General features: G+C 43.9%; 13 protein-coding genes. 10 read left to right on the forward strand and 3 right to left on the reverse strand.

Annotated elements, in window-relative coordinates; genetic code table 11:
• Window positions 1-94: 94 nt before the first annotated feature.
• The 8 genes from JKP82_RS05395 to JKP82_RS05430 all read left to right on the forward strand — a co-directional run bounded on the left by JKP82_RS05395 (window position 95) and on the right by JKP82_RS05430 (window position 11,717).
• Window positions 95-979 (forward strand): LysR family transcriptional regulator, encoded by an 885-nt coding sequence (locus JKP82_RS05395; RefSeq protein WP_218396123.1) that lies wholly within the window; start codon window positions 95-97, stop codon window positions 977-979.
• A 295-nt stretch (window positions 980-1,274) separates the two neighbouring features.
• The gene (locus JKP82_RS05400; RefSeq protein WP_218396125.1) at window positions 1,275-4,403 is read left to right on the forward strand and encodes a TonB-dependent receptor; all 3,129 of its coding nucleotides are present in this window, start codon (window positions 1,275-1,277) and stop codon (window positions 4,401-4,403) included.
• A gap of 189 nt (window positions 4,404-4,592) precedes the next feature.
• Window positions 4,593-4,787 (forward strand): hypothetical protein, encoded by a 195-nt coding sequence (locus JKP82_RS05405; protein ID WP_159529022.1) that lies wholly within the window; start codon window positions 4,593-4,595, stop codon window positions 4,785-4,787.
• 107 nt (window positions 4,788-4,894) lie between these two features.
• On the forward strand, window positions 4,895-5,770 hold the full coding sequence (locus JKP82_RS05410) for a transporter substrate-binding domain-containing protein (protein ID WP_218396127.1): 876 nt from the start codon (window positions 4,895-4,897) through the stop codon (window positions 5,768-5,770).
• 102 nt (window positions 5,771-5,872) lie between these two features.
• On the forward strand, window positions 5,873-6,955 hold the full coding sequence (locus JKP82_RS05415) for a patatin-like phospholipase family protein (RefSeq protein WP_218396129.1): 1,083 nt from the start codon (window positions 5,873-5,875) through the stop codon (window positions 6,953-6,955).
• A gap of 131 nt (window positions 6,956-7,086) precedes the next feature.
• The gene (locus JKP82_RS05420; RefSeq protein WP_159529016.1) at window positions 7,087-7,620 is read left to right on the forward strand and encodes an RNA polymerase sigma factor; all 534 of its coding nucleotides are present in this window, start codon (window positions 7,087-7,089) and stop codon (window positions 7,618-7,620) included.
• Between the two features lie 72 nt (window positions 7,621-7,692).
• Window positions 7,693-8,688, forward strand: coding sequence for a FecR family protein (locus tag JKP82_RS05425; protein ID WP_218396131.1), 996 nt, complete (start codon window positions 7,693-7,695; stop codon window positions 8,686-8,688).
• A 119-nt stretch (window positions 8,689-8,807) separates the two neighbouring features.
• Entirely contained in the window at window positions 8,808-11,717 is a 2,910-nt protein-coding gene (locus JKP82_RS05430; protein WP_218396133.1) for a TonB-dependent receptor, read from the forward strand.
• Between the two features lie 95 nt (window positions 11,718-11,812).
• On the opposite strand, the gene JKP82_RS05435 is transcribed toward JKP82_RS05430, so the two are convergent.
• Together JKP82_RS05435 and JKP82_RS05440 are read right to left on the reverse strand one after the other, a co-directional pair.
• Window positions 11,813-14,596, reverse strand: coding sequence for a TonB-dependent receptor (locus JKP82_RS05435; protein ID WP_218396135.1), 2,784 nt, complete (start codon window positions 14,594-14,596; stop codon window positions 11,813-11,815).
• Between the two features lie 42 nt (window positions 14,597-14,638).
• Entirely contained in the window at window positions 14,639-15,703 is a 1,065-nt protein-coding gene (locus tag JKP82_RS05440) for a Ca2+-dependent phosphoinositide-specific phospholipase C (RefSeq protein ID WP_218396137.1), read from the reverse strand.
• 196 nt (window positions 15,704-15,899) lie between these two features.
• Between JKP82_RS05440 and JKP82_RS05445 the strand changes: the two genes are divergently transcribed.
• Window positions 15,900-17,759, forward strand: coding sequence for a metallophosphoesterase family protein (locus JKP82_RS05445; protein WP_218396138.1), 1,860 nt, complete (start codon window positions 15,900-15,902; stop codon window positions 17,757-17,759).
• Between the two features lie 188 nt (window positions 17,760-17,947).
• On the forward strand, window positions 17,948-19,540 hold the full coding sequence (locus JKP82_RS05450; protein WP_218396140.1) for an ABC-F family ATPase: 1,593 nt from the start codon (window positions 17,948-17,950) through the stop codon (window positions 19,538-19,540).
• 84 nt (window positions 19,541-19,624) lie between these two features.
• Here the strand turns inward: JKP82_RS05450 and JKP82_RS05455 are convergent, their stop codons facing one another.
• Window positions 19,625-21,346, reverse strand: a complete 1,722-nt coding sequence (locus tag JKP82_RS05455; protein ID WP_218396142.1) for a patatin-like phospholipase family protein — start codon at window positions 21,344-21,346, stop codon at window positions 19,625-19,627.
• Between the last annotated feature and the right edge of the window lie 41 nt (window positions 21,347-21,387).

Raw genomic sequence — 21,387 nt, forward strand, 5'->3', positions numbered from 1 at the left:
TTATCAGTTTTAAAGTTCGATGTGTTGGTGAGATAACTATACCTGTGCTAAATTTTCGGTAAATTCGCTAATTAAACACATTTGGTATGCAAAAATGCACAGCATAAGATGGGGTGATCTGCAGTATGTATTAGCCGTGGCTAATGAAGGGTCGCTGTCGGCTGCCGCTCGCTCGCTTGGGGTGAACCACAGTACCGTATTGCGAAGGCTTGACGCGTTTGAATACCGCCATAAGTTACAGGTCTTTCATAAACTTTCTACCGGATACAAATTAACTGTTGAAGGCCAGAAGTTGCTTGAATCGGCGCTTGCTGTTCAAAACACCGTGAAAGAATTAGAGCATAAGATTTTCGGGCAGGAAATGAAGCTGGAAGGCACACTCAGATTAACTACAACCGATGCCTTATCTCGCTTAATTTTAGGTAAGCATCTTGCTACTTTTCATCAACGTTATCCGAAAATTCAATTAGAACTTAGTCTGACATCTCGTCAATTAGACATTTCACACTTAGATGCAGATGTTGCAATTCGCCCTGCTGTTGAACTGCCTGAAGACTTGGTTGGCACCAAGTTGTGCAAACTCGCATTTGGGGTTTATGGAGCCCCTGATTATATTGATAGCCTCCAAGGTAAACATCCTCTTGAATCTGCATCCTGGCTCGTGATGCATCAAGGCAATGCATCTAGTCAAATTTCAGAACTCATCTCAAAAGAAAAGATAGTCATGAAAGCCGACTCTTTTGAGCCTTTGTTGATAGCAGCTGAAAACAAGTTGGGGCTTGCCTATCTCCCCTGTTTCATGGGGGAAGGAACGGGAAAATTACAAAAAGTAAACATAGAAATAAATCACCAAAGTACTGATCTTTGGATGATGACCCATAAAGATCTAGAAAACGCTGCTAGGGTAAAAGCGCTTTTCAACTTTATACAAGAAGCCATGAGGTCGGATTTCAACCGATTAGCCGACTTTACTAACTAGCACGTATTTCCTCTCATGTATTGTAGGTTTAACGCACTTCAACGTAGCCATTGAGTAAATATGTGTAAAGCACGTAAAAACACGTAAAAGCCATTGACCAAAACTCCCTCAAGAAGCTCAAATAATCTTTTATTTCATATAGTTATGTAAAGGCAGATTTACACAAATGAAATAAAGATGAAATAAAAATAGCCAACAATTGCGCTACCTCAGGCAACCGCAATACGACATGCTCAAATAAGCATGCGTGGCTAGCTGAGCACTTAAACCAAACTTTACTTAGAACGGGAAATACATGAACAATAAAACTCAGTTCAATCGCATCGCGATGGCTGTGGCGTTGTCTATTGGCGTTGCAACAACAGCCGTTGCAGCCACTGGTCAATCATCAGCTATGCGCGGCACCATATTAGGTCCTCAAGGTAATCCCGCAGCAGGTAGTTCAATTACCATTATTCATCAACCTTCAGGAACGATAAAAGAGACCACCGTAAATGAAGAAGGCGCATTCTCAGCACGAGGTTTACGTGTTGGTGGCCCTTATATGATTATCGTAGAGTCACAAAAGTTCCAAAGCCGTGTCATCGAAGATGTATATTTAGAACTGAACGACACATTCGAGCTTGATACTGCCCTTGAATCTGCCTCTGATATGGAGCGTGTAACAGTAACGGGTACCCGCGACTTTTTCTCAAACAACGGTTCAAATTCAGTATTTGGTGAATCGGCTATTGAGAACATGCCTACCTTTAACCGAGATATAAAAGATATTGTTCGTTCAAACCCGTTAGCGGTGGTAAGTGCCGATGGTGAAGAATTAAGTATTGCCGGCTCTAACCCGAAATATAATACTTTCACCGTTGATGGCGTAGGCGTTAACGACACCTTCGGCCTACAAAGTAACGGTTACCCTACGTCACGCCCCCCAGTGTCTTTAGATGCTATTGGCCAAGTGTCTGTTGAGTTTACGCCCTTTACCGCCCGCGCAGGTAAATTTGGCGGTGGTAACGTGAACGTGGTGACCAAATCAGGTACCAATGAATTTCACGGTACGGCATTCTATGAAGAAGTGCCTTTCTCTGGCACCGCAAAAGACACCAAACTTTACAACACGGAATATGACGTAGATAACGAAGAATCGTCCTACGGCTTTACGTTAGGCGGCCCGTTAATTGAAGATAAACTTTTCTTCTTTGGTTCTTATGAAAAGTGGGAAGAAGAAGTTGACACTGGCTTTAATTCTTCTGCATACCCTACAGATCTCTTAAGCGCGGCAGAAGACGTGATTACTGCCCTCAGCGATACCTACGGCCTTGAAGATTCAATAGCGGGCGCGCCTGATGCAGACGAAGATGAAAAATACCTCATTAAATTAGACTGGAACATCAATAACGATCACCGCGCAGACTTTACTTATAGCTATCAGGAAAATACCGCGGCACAAAACTACAACGATGATTCAGAAACTATTCGCCTAACTTCAAACACTTGGACATTGGCGCAGAAAAATACTTACTATACTGCCCATGTCTATTCCGATTGGACAAATAACCTTCAAACAGAAGTCAGCCTTTCATATAAAGAGTTTGAGCAAGCATCTGTTACCGCTTCTGATTGGGGTGAAATCAACATAGATACTGCCACGGGTACAGATAGTGGCTACAGCGTAGTGGCTGGGGTTGATGAAAACCGCCATGCAAATGTGCTTGAAAACGAAGTGTGGAACTTTGCATTGCATGCTACTTACTTAGCTGGCGATATCGAATATAAGTTTGGTACTGAAATAGAAAACACGTGGAACTACAACCTGTATGGTCGTGATTCTTTAGGCACCTGGTATTTTGACGATACTGAGGCATTCGCTAATCAGGAAATCTCTTATTTCGAATATGCCAACGCGTATACAAATGATGTTCAAGACCTTGCCTATGACGTTGAAAGTACGGTTTACTCACTTTACGGTGATGCTACTTATGAAGTGTTTGACGACTTTACGGTAACCGCAGGCCTTCGCTACGAGTACCTTACCGTTGAAGACTCACCACAACTAAACAGCAACTTCGCTAGCACCTATGGCTTCACAAATACTGAAAATCTAGATGGCTTTGATATTTTCCTTCCACGCGTAAGCTTTAATTGGGATATCAACGACGACTTAACCCTTCGTGGTGGTGCTGGCCGCTTCTACGGTGGTATGCCACTGGTTTGGATATCTAACGCTTACACCACCGATGGTGTAACCAACGACTCAGTAACCTTTTCTAGCCTTGACGCAAGCTCGGTAGACTTCACATCAGTTCCTACAGAAGCCCAAAGTGCGTTAATGCAAGGTGCGGGAAGCACGAACTCAATCGATCCAGATTTTGAACTGCCCTCTGACTGGCGCTATCAAATTGCGGCCGACTACACGTTCGACATCCCTACCCTTGGCGACAACTTCGCGTGGACAACTGAGTTAACCTACGTTGACCGCGAAAATGCGGCTTATTGGGAAGACTTATCGCGTATCGATAATGGTAACAGTACCCCAGATGGCCGTATTATTTGGGACAATGTTTATGACGGCACTGAATATGAAGACAACTATGATATTCAATTAACCAACTCGGATGACGGCGGCCGTAGCATTCTGTTTACCACTGCGTTAGCTAAACAATGGGATAACGGCATAAGCCTAAATACATCCTATACCCACCAAGATATTACTGAGGTTAACCCAGGTACAAGCTCAACGGCTGAGTCGAACTACCAGTATGAAGTAACGGTTAATCGTAACGACCCTACCGTGGGCACCGCTTACTATGAAACCAAACACCGTTTTTTGGTGAACCTTGGTTACACTCATGAGTATTTTGAGGGTTATAGCACTAACTTCAACTTATTCTTTGAACGTCGCTCTGGTCAGCCTTTTTCTTGGGTACTAGGTTCATATCAAAGCGGCGGTTTAGGCGATCAAACTGCGTTTGATGATTCAGATGTGTATCTTCCTTATATTCCATCAGGCGCCAACGATGCTGCCGTTGATTTCGACAATGGCCTTAGCTACGACGAAATTATGGCGATTGCTGAGCAAGCAGGTGTCGCTGGAAGCGCTGGCGGATATGTTGGAAAGTACTCGTCAACTCAACCTTGGATCACCACAGTAGATTTAGCTATTTCGCAAGAAATTCCAGGATTTGTTGAAGGCCACAAAGGTCGTATTTATTTGAATATCGATAACTTTGCTAACCTGTTAAACAGTGACTGGGGTAAAGTGTATGAAATGACTTATCCTCAGCAAATACTGTTTGATTACGACATCAACGATGCGGGCCAATATGTTTATTCTGAGGCATACGGCGGCACAGACACCAGCAACTATGACTCGTTTGATGAAGAGCAATCTACATGGCGAATTAAGGTAGGCGTGAAGTATACCTTCTAATTTTTAAATAAGTATATTCATCAGGACAAAGCCAGCTGCATTTAGCTGGCTTTTTTATTTCAGTATTAATGACGCATTTAATATGCTGAGTTTAGCGTCAAAAAAAGTTGGCAAGCTATTTGTAAGTTCACGGGCAGGTATTGAATAAAAGAGTGCGTAACACGCACTGAACAACGAGATTTTGACACTATGCGCCTACCGACGAAACAACTAATCAGTAAAATTGAAACACTATCTAATGATTTGTCTCATGACCAGCTCTCCAACTTTCTTGATATCATTAACGCGATGACTGCACTAGTCGAAGAGGCTAGCGAGTTGAGCAGTAATGACGACGTACCCAAATCAATTAATCCCGCTGCTTACAGCTCAATCATGCATTAACTATGTCGTCGTACATAAAAGGAAATAGCGCACTATGTATTTAAAAAATAGTGAAATAGGTTTACCCTTCTAGGCATAACAATTAAGAGTAACCAACTTTTCTCAATATGCGCTTTTTCTCCTTTTCGGTCGCTTTCTTTCTCAGCCTATTTAATTCAGGGTTGGTTAATGGAGACGTTATTAACACATCATCAATAACGCTTCATACTGACGATCACAATTTAACGAGCAGAATTAATCAACCGCATTCCCCCTTTTCCGCAAGTGTGGATACGGCGCAATTATTGGTTGATGCCATAGGCTACGATAAGCCTATTTTAGAAGTCTCACTCAAACGTTCATTCCAACAGATAGAGAATGGCGAATCGGTTTGTGTTATCAACAAGATAAAATCAGCCGAGCGAGAAAAGAAGTACACCATTTCTTTGCCACTTAACTTCTTTCAAACGCAACAACTATATCAGCTTTCCTCACTGCCGCCTTTGGCTCCAGAGCTACTAAACGAGAATGGCGAAATAGTCAGCATTCATAGAGTACTAGAGGCGTTTAAAGCCTCAGCCATTGTGCTACCAGAAACTTATTCTTATGGTGAGCGGGTAGATGATGACTTAAGTAAAATAGACGACAAACAAATTATAACCTTAAGCAACCCTACATTTTTCTCGAGTTTCACGAAGATTATTGCTGCTGGCAAAGCTGATTTCGCCCTTATATTCCCCGTGTCTTTGTATCAATCATTCGGCGACACTAAGCTTATTAAGATGAGAAGTTACGCTATTGCGAACAACCCAAAATTCGTTTCTGGGCACGTTATCTGCGGTAAGACACCTGAGGCGCTTGCCTTTATTGAGAAAGTAAACGCGGCGATAAAAAGTATTTACGCCAACCCAATTTTTATCGAAGTGCATACGAAATATCTCCCTGCAAATACGAGACAGATAGTCGAGCAAGCAATACACCAACAGGTAGCTAACATTCTGTAGGTTTTTTCCTATCACACCGATTCATTCTTTCAATTTTCGGCACTTTAATGTTGACCGTATACTTGGCTAAATCAACCTAACAGATTTAATCAGGTAACCGAAATGAATTCCTCTGCTGCGCCCACGTCCTTTCCTCTTTATGCCACCAAGCGCCCTAAACTTGCGCTTATCGCTGAAGGTGGTGGGCAGCGAGGGATCTTTACAGCAGGCGTATTAGATGCTTGGCTTGAAGCTGGTTACGACCCTTTCGATATGTTTATTGGTACATCAGCTGGTTCACAAAATTTGACCAGTTTTCTGGCGCGGCAAAAAGGTTATGCGAAACGTTTAATTCGGGGCTTATCGCGGCATAAGCGATTCTTCCAATTAGGCCGTGGTTTAATGGGAAAGCATATTGTCGATTTGGATTGGTACTTTGAAAAAACGAAAGAAGCGAACCGCATTTTAGATTTCAAGGCCGCGAAAGAAAGCTTGGGGGAGAGAGAGTTATTAATTACCGCTACAAATTCTCGCGATCGTAAGCCTTATTTTTTAAGCCCCAAAGGCAGTGGTAATCAATGGCGAGAACTATTGAAAGCCTCTAGCGCTTTACCCTTTTTATACAAACAAGGTGTAAAGCTTACTACTGAATACAACGCGGTTTCGGTTAGCGAGAACAAAGCGAATACACTTCCTCAAGCACAACCTGAATCAGACTATTACCTTGATGGCGGCTTGGGTGCACCTTTACCAGTGCGAGAAGCTTACGAACGAGGAGCAAGAAAAATAGTCGTTATACGTACTGGCGATGTGAATTTTCAAGCTCAATCGGCATGGCTGCACAAATTAAAATCATTGGTGTGCGCAACGGGTCATTGTCCAAAAACAATTAACTACCTGGTACAGCATGAGCAAGCGTACCAGCAAGAGTTAGCGTTTATCGCAAACCCACCAGCGGATGTGGAAATTATTCAAATTTTTGCAGGCACTAAATTACACAGTAAATTACTGGGCAGTGCGGATAGCGATCTTCGTCACGATTATAAAGTAGGTGTAATGGCTGGAAGACTTTACTTAATGCAGCAATTAGCTCCCAAGCCTGCTCCGCTTAATGTCGATAAGAGAAATAACATACCTGATGTAGCCAGCGCACTTCATAGCGCATCCGCAATAGCTCAAAATGAACAACACAAGCTATCTGCGTAGTCAAAGATTTGTGATGTTTGCAATGAGTGTGGCACCATAAATCTGGTATTTAGGTAACTTATAGGTCGTCACAACAATGAAATATATGTGCAATACAATGTGTTAAATTATTTGTATATATACGTTATTTTGTGACGCTACCGCCAAATAAAACAGACTGGAAAATATTATCGACAGACGACGGCTTTGAACGCTATAACGCGTTAAGAGCGTTTATTCGTGGGCTTACCAACGATAATGCAGTTGCTGATGACGTGTTGCAAGAAACCCTACTTAGAACCAGCAAAAGCGCTCAATACTCAGAACTAGACAATCCGCTCGCCTATATGATTACGGTGGCGAAGTCAGTCCTCTACGATCATCAACGCAAAAAGCTCCCTCTCTCGGTAGATTGGCAATCCGAAGAGCTTGAAGCCGCAAATGACAGCCCTGAAAAGAGCTACCACAATGCGCAAAAGCTTGCCTTTATCGAAACCGTACTGTCTGATATGACACCGCTGCGTCGCGAGGTTTTTATACTACGTAGAGTAGATGGATTGAGCCGCGATGAGATAGCCAACACATTAAATTTAAGTGTAGAGGCTGTCAAAAAACATCTCACCCGCGCCATGGTAGAGCTTACGTTAAAATTGGAAGCGTCAGGTTGGGTAGAAAAAAATCACTAAACCCACTCATTAGTGTCCCCACTTTAGGCGACAAACACTCTACTAATAGGTAGACGGGTAACAGAGGCATAGATGGAACAACAAAAGCATTTAGACCAGGCTGCTGATTGGTTTGATCGCTTCGACGAGTTAGACGAAAAAGGCAAAATCGCCTTATCAGCTTGGTTAAGTGAAGAGCAACATCAAATTGCATTTCAACGTATCGCACAAGCATTTGGGCAGCCGGAGGTTGCAATGGCAGCCATCAACGTTGCGGCTAACCGTTGTGATGATACTAGCTTGAAGAACGATAACGCAGCGAACAAAAAGCCTCGCCCCACCTATGTTAGCTATTGGGCTATGGCGGCAAGCTTTGTTACTGTTGCCGTTCTTGTCGCGTATTTAAGACTAAGCCAACCAACGCCTTCACCCGAAATCGTTGACAATGCCGTGCCATTATCAACACAAAACATGCAGCTAGCCTCCTCAAAAGCTCAGCGTATATCTCAGGTACTCAACGACGGCTCTGCGGTGCATTTAAATGGCGACTCACAATTAAGCGTTAACCATAATGCCACCTTCAGAGAAGTGAATTTACGTAAAGGGCAGGCCTATTTTGATGTGGCTCACGAGCCATCTAGGCCATTTATAGTTAACGTCGATAAAGTGAAAGTACACGTAGTCGGCACCGCTTTTGATATAGATAAACTTTCTGACAAAACGGTGATCCGTGTATACGACGGTATTGTGAAGATTATTGCAGACAAAACCCATACTCTCATCAAAGGTGAAGGTATTGTTTTAGAGAATAACCTTTGGAGCCAGACCTTTAGATTGACGGATGATCAACTACCAGCATGGCGAAGTGGCTGGTTAGATATTTACAATGAACCACTTTATCTGGCGGTAGAGCGCTTCTCTCGTTATTTGCAAAAGCCTGTAGAAATTAACGTTGATAAAGATGCTTTACTAACAGGACGATTCAACTTATCCGAACCTGAAGCAGCATTACAACTGTTAGCCAGCGCACAAGGTCTAACGTTAGAAGAGCATCAAGATCGCTTTGTTTTAACCGATACTGCTCGCTGATGTTATGCAGATAAACGATGCGAGCGAATAACGCTTCAACAGCATACTTTAAATTATCTCGGGCACCTGTTGCATGCTGGTGCATCTGTCTGTTAACGCTTTTCAACACAAGCTTTACCGTGCAAGCAGCACCAGGCGCTAACGAAACAAAACCGGTATTTTTAGAACCTCAACCCCTAGTATTAAGCCTTCAAGCTATTGCTACACAGTTCAATCTTCCCTTTGCGGTAAATCAACAACACATTGCTAATATTGAAGCACCAAAGCTAGAAGGCAACTTCACACTCGCTGAATCATTAACTCAATTGCTGAAAAACACGGGCTATTCGTACCTTATTCAGCCACACGGATTCACGCTTGTTCAAGCGCCTGCAACACACACTAACGACAGCGCTATGGAAGAAGTCTCTGTTACGGGCATACGCGCCTCGTTAAATATATCTGGTAAGCGAAAACGTGAAAACCGAGTCATATCTGACATTATTGCGTCACACGACATTGCCACCTACCCCGATCGTAATTTAGCCGAGTCGATGCAGCGTATATCCGGTATTTCGATAACCAGAGAAGCCGGTGAAGGACGTCAAATAATGTTGCGGGGATTGAATCCTGATTTTACGTTAGTGACGTTAAATGGCATGCCTGTGTTAGCCAATAATGATTCCCCAATGGACAGTAGACAACAAAAACAACAAGATAGAACTTTTGATTTGAATTTGTTTTCTACCGATTTGTTTAGTGAGATACAGGTACTTAAAAGTTACTCGGCAGACCAAGCCTCTGGCGGCATGGCGGGCATTGCAGCGCTTGAAACCGCCCATCCATTTGACAATCCAGGGTTGCAATGGGGCATCACGCAACAAATTGGAAATAACCAATTTAGCGATCACTTATCAAAAAAACTGTCAGCAATGGTGTCTTCAACCAACGATAAGTGGGGTGCCCTTTTCTCAATAAGTTACGGGGCCCGTGAATCGCAGGAAATGGGTGCAAATACGTTCCGCTGGCGGGTAATTCCACCCGACGGCGCTGATACTTCAGAGCTCCCCCAAAAATTCACTGCGGCTTGGAACAATGGCGAATATCGTGTACCGCGGGGAAATCGTTATTCGGTGTGGCAAAGCGACATGAAACGGCTAGGCGTGGGCGCCTCGTTAGAATATAAAACTGCCCGTCACCATGCCACCTTCGACTGGCTCTACGGTAGATTAAGTGGCAACCGCTTTGAGTACCACCTTTACCCAAGGGGCTATCAGTCAACCCCTATTATAGAGGGCGAAACGGTTATTACCGCTGGCGAAGTCAATGAGAAGAATGAATTGGTCTATGCGGCGTACGAACAAGCTCAAGTAGGCACAGAAAGTCGTTTTCAACAGGTTTCCACCACGTATAACCAGTGGGTAATCAACTCACATCATGATATTGGCAGCACATGGAAAGGCCATTTGTTGCTTGGATGGGAAGGCGCATCTTACGATATTCCCACCAGCAACAAAGCCTATATGCAAGGTGTTACCGACGTAACCATTGATTATCGTCAAGATAGTCGTTTTGCTAATATCACCTATTCACATGATTTAACTCAACCTACGTTCTGGCGAATGAAAGAACTGGATAGTGAGCAGTACTTTACCTCTACCCAATTTATAAATGCCAAATATACGCTGAGTTTCGAGCCATCAATAACACGTTCATGGCAATGGGGAGTAGACGCGGTTAGATTCGAAAACGAGTCAGAGCTACTCAATATCCAGAATTTTTTAGACGAGGAATGGGCAGCTTATTTCAATGGTGTGCCAGAAGGAACAACTACTAGCAACGGCGTCACTAGCGTAAATAGCGCAGTTCCAGCAATACATAGTACAACACTTACCACTCACCCAAAGCTACATTGGTTAACCCTTGATACCAACAACGTATTTCGATATTTCAATTTGCCAACCAATACCCAGGCACTTCAAAATATAAACCGTGTTACCCACGAACTTCCTTCACACTATCAAAGCAAAGTCACCGAATCTCGCGTTGCCTTATTTACGCAATGGCAACGTGAAATTGGCCGTTTTCATATTAACAGCGGCTTACGCGTTGAATACGAAAATACCGAAGTGAATAATATAAGATCTTTGGTCAGCAACGTGCCTAACATTCACTATACCAACTGGCTACCATCATTGAATATTACCTATGAATTACAGCCAGATACGCTATACCGCCTAGCGTTAAGTCGCAGTATAGGTCGCCCGCAATTAAATGATATTACCCGCCCAGTGGAATACCTGCCCGAGACTAACTCGCTTTATGGTTTCAACCAAAATTTGCGCCCTTACTCCTCCTACAACCTAGATATTGCGTTTGAAAAATATACCAGCGGCGTCAATCAGTTTTCACTATCGGCATTTAGCAAATACTTAGATAACTATATTGTTTATACCTCTGAAACAGTGGCGTTTTCAGGCACACCTGAGTATGCAAACTGGACGGGCGACACCATAAATGCGAATACACTAGTGCAACGAGTGACCACAGCAAATACAGAGCGCGCGTGGTTATATGGACTAGAGGGAAGTTGCCAATTGGAAACATCATGGCCGTGGCATCCTGAATACAAAATAGGTGTTATTACCAATCTAAGCTACACCCATGGACAGGTACAATATTTTAGTGCTGTGACTGGCGAGAAGCTGCAATATACCTCACTCCCCTACTTATCGCCCTGGCTTGCTAACGTTACTGCGTATTGGGAAAGTTATGCATTGAGCGCTCGATTATCTGCAACCTACCGCGATAGTTATTTAGCGCGTATCGGCGATGAGACCATTATTGATGAAGACGAAACAGGGTTTGAAAAAAGCGTTTATTTAGATGCCGTTGTATCCTTTCACGTAGGCGAACATTGGGAGTTACGAGCCGAAGCCACTAATCTGACTAACGAACGAGAAGAGCAATATACTGACTCTGCACATCGCGCTTATAACACCACATTCAGTGGAAGAAACTTTTACCTTGGTGTTACTTTTCGCCATTAAGTCGTTTCTGCATTTCGAAATAGTAAAAAGGCACCCTAAGGTGCCGTCAATCTTTCACTACTTTCACATCAGTGTCGATATGGTATACGTTGCTGTTACATTGCGTAGGTAAAGCCTACGTAAAACGTTCTACCGCTTACCGTCGTGTTGTAAAGTCTGTCGTCTGAATCCGAATACTGTTCTTCTCGCTCGTTAGTCAGATTTACCCCTTCCACGCTCACTTTTAACGCATCATTGACGTTGTAAAATGCCGAGAAATCCCAGTAGGTAGAGCCATGAAACCCAGCTTCATCTTGATCGCTACTTGAGGTTTCAACCGTTACCAAATAATCATCGCGGTAAGCGGTAGAAACACGTGCGCCCCAAGTTTCAGTTTCAAAATAAAGGGTAAAGTTGTAAGTATGCTCAGATAGCCCATAGAAAGGACGAGATACTTGTACCGTTTCACCATCAACTAAAATGTTGTGAAGCGACTCGCCATCGGCATACGTGTAGTTTGCAATAGCACCAAAATTATCGAACGGCGCAGGTAGAAAATCAAAATCTCGTTGAACGCCAAATTCCCATCCCGAAAAGTCACTGTCGTCAAGGTTCTGCGGTTGAGAAAAGTTATACAAGGTGGCTGCCGTTTGAGGGTTACCATCTTCATCAACTGCACCTTCAATTAACGCCAGCGGGTAGCCTGTATCACCATAAGGAATGCTTACCGTGGTTGACGCTATAAAGTTCTCAATGTCTTTACGAAAGTGTGACATAGACACATAACCAACTTCATCAAAGTAGTACTCTACTCCCACTTCCATATTTAACGTTTCAAATGGCTCCAGCGCAGGGTTACCAGCACCAATATTCAAGCCACTTGAACCCGACAACGGATCCGTATTTACCGTACCACTTACCGACAAACTCCCCAGTGTAGGGCGTGTTAAGTTTTTACCTGCACTACCACGAACCACTAGATTGTCTGTGGCATACCACGCCACATTCATCGCCGGTAATACACCGTCGTACTCTCGGGTTACGGTAACGTACTCTGCACCATTAACCAATCCGCTAGAGTTAATCTCGGTGTTGTAATAACGCAGGCCAACGTTAGCGCGAAGCTCACTATCGCCCAGTAGCATATCTAACTCATACACTGCATAGGCCGCTTGGGTTTCTTCTTTTACTTTATCTGGGGTTGGCGACGTAGCTAAGTCTCGATTAACACTGAAGCTATCTAGTACGCCATCTACATCAACACTCAACCAACTTTGTTTTTCATGGTTATCATTAATAAACGTGTAGCTTGCATCCACAATGTCTGAAATCTCACCGCTTTGCCATTCGCTGCGCAGTACGTTTGCCGTTTGAACATCGCCACTTTCGTGTTCGAACTGCTTCATTGACACACCAAACTTCAGGCTACTTTGATCATTTAACGCGTAATCGGCATCTAACTTAGCCACATCAAAGCTGTTATTCACTTCATTTTCTGCAAGATCCACTTCGTGATAGCGAAATTCATTGATGTCTGTCGGATCATAATCACCAATATATGAGTTATTGCCGTAAAAACGGTCATCGCGATAATCAATGGTCATGTCAGCAAAAGACTCTAAATACACCTTAGCGCTATTACTGGTGTAATCACTGCTCATTGTGCCTATTAAACCAGAGAGCGATAAATCAGAACTCACCGTCCAATCGCCATTTAATACCACCTGAGTAATTTCAGTTTCAGCTATTTGACTGCGGCTTTCTGAATGCAAAGCTGCATTGGCCCACTGTGAGTAAATAACTTCATTGTTGCCGTTATATTCTAGGTCTACGAGTTCTGAACAAAAGTAGCGGCTCCCGTCATCATAGTCTGGTCCAGTACAGCCCAATGCGGTGGAACTCGAGCCACGACTTTGGAGATGGTACTCTTTTCTATCGCTGTCCAGCTTTCCGTAAAGCGCGTCAATACCGAAGGATAAGTCTTCGTTTGGACGATACTGCAACGCTACTGTTGCGCCTATGCGTGTTTGGTCGCTATTAAATTGTGAATAACGGCTGCCTCGAGAAAAGCGTAATTCCCCTCTTTCAACTGCGGCTTGGTCGGCCTCTGACAAGCTCGAGATATCTGAACCTTGGTCTGTTCTTGGGCGCCAACGATAGGTGTTATAACCTTGCTCACTCGTGTCACGATTACTGTAAGCGATAGAGAACAATGCACCGAATTTGTCCCACGTATTAGATACTAAAGCCGCTATCCGTGGACTTGTATCTTCGGTAAGTGAGTTTTGGCCAGCCTGTACACTCACTGCACCTTTAAAACCGTCGTAATCAAATGGTTTTGCGGTATGCAGCGCTACCGTACCACCAATGCCACCCTCGTCCATATCTGCAGAGTATGACTTTTTCACATCGATTTGATTAAACAACTCAGACGCAAAAATATTAAAATCAAACGAACGTGACGTGTTCGTGGTGCCGCGGCTGTCCATCGCTGATGAAGACGTACCCAATGCTTCCATACCGTTAAGCTGAACTTGCGTAAAATCAGCATTCAGGCCACGAAGTGAAATTTGACGCCCTTCACCGGCTTCACGGGTAATAGTCACCCCAGGAATACGCTGTAACGATTCGGCTAAGTTCAAATCGGGGAAGTCAGCAATATCTTCCGCCACAATAGAATCTTGTGAGCCAAGGGCATCGCGTTTAAGGTCTTTAGCCTTTATTAATGAGCTACGAAAACCGCTCACTACGATTTGCTCAATAACGTCATCTTCCGCTGTATTCGTTTGCGATACTTCTTGCGCAAAAGTAGGCAAAGATAGCGCGCCTACGCTACTTAGCACAGCAAGTGCTAGAGCATGCTTTTTGAACGTTGCGGGCTTTTTAAATACTGGATGCATTGTGTGTTCCTTTTAAAATATTGATATAGATCATGTTAATTTTTAGTCGCTAATTGAATTGGTGCGTATCAATCTGCCCTGCGCAAAGTGCACCGAGTAATTGCTGCGCTTTGCTTGGGGAGATTGTGGATAAAAGTCGGTAGATATCATTTGCGCACCGCTTCGAAATGCCGCGTCACGCTGCAGAACTTTTTGTTCATGAGAAGCTGATAAGTTGGCGTCTGCGCGGGTGCGCACCAAATATCCAGACTCCACCAATTGGCGAATGTCTTGATGTTGTTCAACAGGATTGTTGCGGATCATAATGGCCGCTGAAGGATGCCCAGGTTCAAATGACGCAAACATGGCTCTTCCCTTCAGATTATTTAGCCCTTGGGTGTACCTTTCGCGCTGGCTTTCATTGCCATCGAATAAAAATATGAATTTGCCACGTAAATCGTTAACGCTTGGCCAGCCTTTATTTGCAATAACGCTTTGCAACGATTGGGCATTGCCTCGAATGTCATCAGGGCTAACGAGTCGGTCTTGCAAAGTATTCTGTATTACTTCATCTAAGCTAGCGAAGGCAGCTTCATCAAACGGAGTGGGCTTTTTACTTTTCAAAAAATCGGGCTGGGTTTCTTTCGCATTCATCATGATGACGATAGGAAAATGTTCTGGGTGAGAGTCAGACCAAACCGTTAGCTGCTTCAAGCATGCTTGTAAGGTTATGCAATGGGTCATAACATCTACATGAGGGATATGCATCACCTTAAAACCAGGCTTCGCCAATTGCGCAGCCTCATGCACCGATAACCAGTCTTCATTTAAACGAGAAGCGAGCTCAACGTGGTGGTACTGATTTCCGTTAGGATCGTTTACCACATCAATTTCTAGCTGACGCAGGCCGAGTGATAACTGCTCATCAAGCGAAAGATGGGAATAGTTAAGTTGGTTAGCCTTATGTACGCTTTGCAAACGAAGAAACTGATACGCAGTATCGGGAAGCGCACGCTTGTAACTGTTGTGCGAGCCTATCCATTGATACTGATCCAGTGGCATGCTTTCATCAAAATCAGCAGCGCTAGCAAAACCTGCGGACAAACAAAGTAACAACCAAAAAAACATTTTTCTTCGCTCTTTAATTTCAATGTGAGGTAGAAGGAAATAAACGAAGAGCGGGGACAATAAAAATCGATAAACCATTAATTTTAATAAAAATGTCATACTACCGATGAAGTTTTTATGACATTTAACATTCACCTGTCCCCGTTTTTTTATGCGTTGCGTCTGTATCTAATTGATGTAGAAAAATGAGGTGAACATGAACCAATATTATCAAAAGCAGACAGGGCTATTTGGGGCAACTATCAATGCTACAAAATGCGTAGGGTTGATGCTGATGGTGTGTGCGCTTAATAATTGCGATGCAACAAACTCCCATCCCTCAGTAAGTGAAAGTACCTCGCAAAATTTGAATCAAAAATCTCAAGGTACGCAGATCGCCTTTCTTGCCGATGTTCACTTACACGACATTTATGCCGCACCAATATCAGGTGGTGGCGACACTGATTTACAAAGAGCTAATCTGGCAAATAGCTTCCCTAAAGCACCAGAAACTCAATCCCCGTTGCTTATGCGCAGCATGCAAGCACAATTAACCTCAACCCGATTATTCAATGAAAACTTCTTTGTATTTCGTGCAGCACTAGATGATATTGCTAAGCGCGGAATTAAACTGGTTGCGCTGCCTGGGGATTTTTCTGACGATGGGCAACCTGCAAATGTGAAAGCGCTTGCCCGTATTTTAGATGAATATAACACGCGCTACGGCATGCGTTTTTTCGCCATTACCGGTAACCACGACCCCGTTCGCCCTTTTGGACGGCCCGGTGGTAAGCCCAATTTTCTTGCTGCCGATGGTAAGGAAGTGGCTATTTATAGCCCAGACCATACTCGGTGTATAAGCAACCAAGCATGGTTTTGCATGAATGATATTCGGGAATGGGGTTATCACGACATTATGCAAACACTCAAAAGCCACGGTTTTTCAGGGCACGCACAGGACGTGTTGTACGAAACGCCCTTTAGTAGTGCTGAATTTGAGCAGCGTGGTTGGCAGTGGTGCGACAAAACGTCGTGTATTTTTATGCCAGACGCCAGTTACTTAGTAGAGCCTATTAAAGACGTGTGGTTATTGGCCATTGATGCCAATGTGTATGTTCCTAAGGGGAAATATGCTGAACGTAATTTTAAGGGCTCTGGTAACGCCGGCTACAACGCGCTGCTGACCTACAAGCCCCAGTTGCTGCAATGGATAAAAAGCGTGGTTGAGCGAGCAAAGGCTGAAAACAAAAGGCTTATCGCCTTTAGCCATTTCCCTATGGCCGACTTTTATGACAATACCCAACCACAATTGGAAAATCTTTTTGGCAAAACCTCAAATCAACTAAAACGAATGCCGCTTCCCTCAACCACCGACGCGCTTGACGCGACGGGGCTGAAACTACACATGGCAGGCCACATGCATTTATATGACATTGCCGTGCCCGCAAACCATAAAGGGCTAGTGAATATTCAGGTGCCTTCGCTAGCCGCTTATCAGCCCGGTTATAGCATTGTAACGCTCAATCCACACCATGAAGCCATCGTGGAAACCGTTCTTCAAAAGGAGGTCGCCCAGTTTGACATGCTATTTCCTATTTATTTTAAAGAGTGGCAACAACGTCAACGACATGGTCAGCCATTGTGGAATAAAAGCATTCTTGCCTCAGAAGACTATCTTGCGTTTACCGAAGCACATTTGAAAGAAGTGGTGCGACAGCGCTACGTAGGAAAGGAGTGGCCAAAGGTGCTGGCTACTTTTATAAAAAGCCATACTGTTGGTGAGGTCTTCAACGACGCTATGTGCTCCGTGGGGGCAAACACTATACCTGATGAAGTTGCATCGCTGCCTGCACTAGTACTTGCTTACGATTATTATAAATTAAGAAATGCAGGTGCATTTGCCAATATTGCAGGGCGCGAAAAATGGTATACCAGCAGCATTAATGAGGAAGGATTTAACGCCTGTAAAACACCTAATTCAACCGAACTGCAACACTTACTTGCGGATTTTCTATCGCTGCTTCATAACGCAGCCCTTGCTACCGACAGCACTGAAATTATCGTGAAAGGTGTGTAGAAGTGATTAATGGCAAATAAGCAGTTCACTACAAATTTGTGAAGATACGGCCAATAGCTCAAAATTTCCTCGACACAGCGGTCGTAATTCCTTATAGTGCGCGCCCAAAGCTTACTCGTACAAAACGCATTTTTTTGCGTTAACTACCAAGCTATCTTTTCTTCTGATTTACCCGCTGGATACCTGTTTTGATTACCACCGCCAATATCACCATGCAGTTTGGTTCTGCACCCTTGTTTGAAAATATCTCTGCCAAATTTGGTAACGGTAACCGCTATGGCCTTATCGGCGCAAACGGTTGCGGCAAGTCTACCTTCATGAAAATTTTGAGTGGTAAGTTAACGCCAAGTGCCGGTAACGTGTCTATGGCACCGGGTACCAAACTCGGTATCTTAAGCCAAGACCAATTCGCGTTCGAAGAATTCAGCGTAGTTGATGCCGTGATTATGGGCGACCGTGAATTGTGGGACGTCAAAAAAGAGCGTGACGAGATTTACAGCAAAGCTGATATGAGCGAAGAAGACGGTATGCGCGTTGCCGACTTAGAAACCCAATTTGCTGAAATGGATGGCTACACCGCAGAAGCCCGCGCTGGCGACATCTTGAACGCAGCAGGTATTGAAGAGCACTACCATTTTGGTTTAATGAAAGAAGTGGCGCCAGGTAAAAAAGTACGTGTTTTATTGGCACAAGCTTTGTTTGCCGACCCAGACATTTTGCTTCTTGACGAACCTACCAACAACTTGGATATTTACACCATTACGTGGTTAGCTGATGAACTAAACAAACGTAAATCCACCATGCTGATTATCTCGCATGACCGCCACTTCTTAAACTCAGTATGTACTCACATGGCTGATATCGATTACGGCGAGTTACGCGTTTATCCAGGCAACTACGATGCATTCATTGAAGCGTCAATGTTGGTTCAAGAGCAGTTACTTAATGAGAATGCAAAGAAATCTGCTGAAATTGAAGAACTTCAAGGCTTCGTAGCGCGTTTCTCTGCTAACGCCTCTAAAGCGAAGCAGGCGACCTCTCGGGCTAAGCGCTTAGAAAAAATTGAATTAGCTGAAGTTAAAGCATCTAGCCGTCGCAAGCCTTATATTGTGTTTGAACAACACAAAAAACTTCACCGCTTAGCCATTACGCTAGAAGATGTAGGTCATGGCTACCCTGATCTTCCGTTATTTAACAACGCTAACTTATTGTTAGAAGCAGGCTCTCGCCTTGCTATCATTGGTGAAAACGGCGCGGGTAAAACTACCCTCTTAAAATGTTTAGTTGATGAATTATCGCCTGAGCACGGTACAATAAAATGGGCTGAAAATGCCGCTATTGGTTATATTCCACAAGATAGCACCAAAGACTTCGATTGCGATTTAAGCTTGTTTGATTGGATGAGCCAGTGGCGCTTGCCAAAGCATGACGACTTACAAGTTCGTGGCATGTTAGGCCGCTTATTGTTTAGCTCAGACGACTTTAACAAGAAAGTTGCAGTATGTTCTGGTGGTGAGAAGAACCGCTTGTTATTCGGCAAGCTAATGCTACAAGACATCAACGTATTGGTGATGGACGAACCTACTAACCACTTAGATATGGAATCTATTGAAGCGCTGAACAATGGCCTTTATAAATTCGACGGCACGGTTATTTTTGTAAGTCACGACCGCGAGTTTGTGTCATCACTGGCCACGCAGATTATCGAAATAAAAGATAACAAGCTTAACCACTTTGAAGGTAAATACGAAGAGTTCTTAGCGCATAGCGAAGGCAAGTAACCCTTAAAGTAGTCAATGATATTGCTAAAGCCCCGCATGGTAAATTTACCTTGCTGGGCTTTTTAATATGGGGGGCTTTAAACTCTACAACACCAATACCTTTTTTACTGTTTTTCTAACAATAAAATTCCATGCGAAAAAACGGGCAATACTTGCTATACCTGCGTCTTTCGTAAATGCAAAAAAGCGCGCTTTAACTCGCTTGTACGCCAGCGCTCTATTTTCGTATTTCACATCAGCCATAGACGCATGATTTAAATGCGATGAATCTAAAAACTGCTGAATACTGTAATAATCACGCTTTTCGATGTTCAGCGGCAGTTGCTTTTGAATTACGCCTTCATCGCGCTGCTTATCTAAAATACCATTAATGGTCAGCATCGCATTTAATCTACCCCGTTCGTAATCATATTGGCGAAAGCGTTCATCAAAGAAGCCTAAAAATGCGCCTAGCAACTCACCACTAAGCTCGTCTTTTTTGGCTGTAATGGTATAAATGGTTTTTAAATTGGTTGGGCCTAACCCCGCGGCATGCTCTAACAACGCAATGGTGTCTACCCATAGCTTAAAGTGACTTGGTGGAAGTGGTTTTGTTTCCACATCAACGCGATATTGTGTAGCGAGTCGGGCAACATCGGCGGCATATTCAATAGTATTTCCACCATACACCACGGTGATCATTGAATCTATAATGGCTTGCTCTGCGAACACCTCATCGCTGGTAGCGCTGTACAATTTTTCACGTAAGGTGTCGGCTTGATGATCTAACCTAAGGACCTTTTCGTTATCTTGCTCTTGCAGTAACCACTCTTGAAACCCGCTTTGAAGGTACACGCTATTAAGCATTTGCTTGGCACTTTGTGCAAAGGATGCTGTAGTCGCATCAAATTCTGGATTGGCAGCACTCTCCCTAGGATTAGGAGAAATGTAAAAGTAAAACCGATTTTCATAATCGGTATAGTTTGTATCGTTTTGTTCAGCCAATGATACTGCCATCCCCAAAGGGTAATTATTAAACGCGCCTCCATCCATAAAGCTAAAGGTACTGTCTTCAAATTTTACAGCGCCGCGACCACTGTAATCGCCATGCAGCCAACTTCGGGTGAGTGACACAGGCGAGAACGCCACAGGGAAGGCGCCACATCCTCGTGCCGCGGAACTGATCTCGTTCCAAATAGCCTGGTTATCTGTTGTGTTGTCCAGTGTAGCGGTATACCTGTCTTGATGGCGCGTTTGGGTGAACTTTCCTTGCCCCAAGGTTTCCGTTAAATAGGCGAAGGTATCTACCTCGTAATCGACGCCATTGAGGTTAGACATGGCCAGCCCCAATCTGATAGAGGTCGCGCTGGCAACATGGGGCGTTTGAACTAGCGGTGTTTCTATTTGTGCTGGTGGAGAGTTAGGTGCTGGTGAAGCGTTATACGTTGGTGATTTTACGTATCGACTATTAATGAGCTTATCAGCAATGGTTTTTACAAAGCCATTCGAGAGCAATGAATTTTTGGCATTGTCCCCCGGCAAGGGCGTTAACAATCCATTGATATCAACCGACTTCACCCATGCTTCGTAACCAACATTGGTATTTTCGCCCGATAAGGCGTCGCCATCGTACAAAAGTTTCTGCGCTATCATTGCGGCGGTCATGCCACCAGCACTAGCGCCAGTAAGTACATCTATCTCAATTTTTGGATTGGCAGGGTTTTCGTTATGTTCTTTTAGCGCTTTGATAATTTCATAAAGCGTACCCGCTTCATAAGAGCCCAAAGAAACGGCGCCTGAAATGGCAATAGCAACGCGGTAGGTCATGTTACGCTCCAGAAAATTCAATAGTTTTGAATCACCGAGAA

The sequence above is a fragment of the Alteromonas lipotrueae genome (assembly GCF_019249215.1).
Lineage (GTDB): Bacteria > Pseudomonadota > Gammaproteobacteria > Enterobacterales > Alteromonadaceae > Alteromonas > Alteromonas lipotrueae.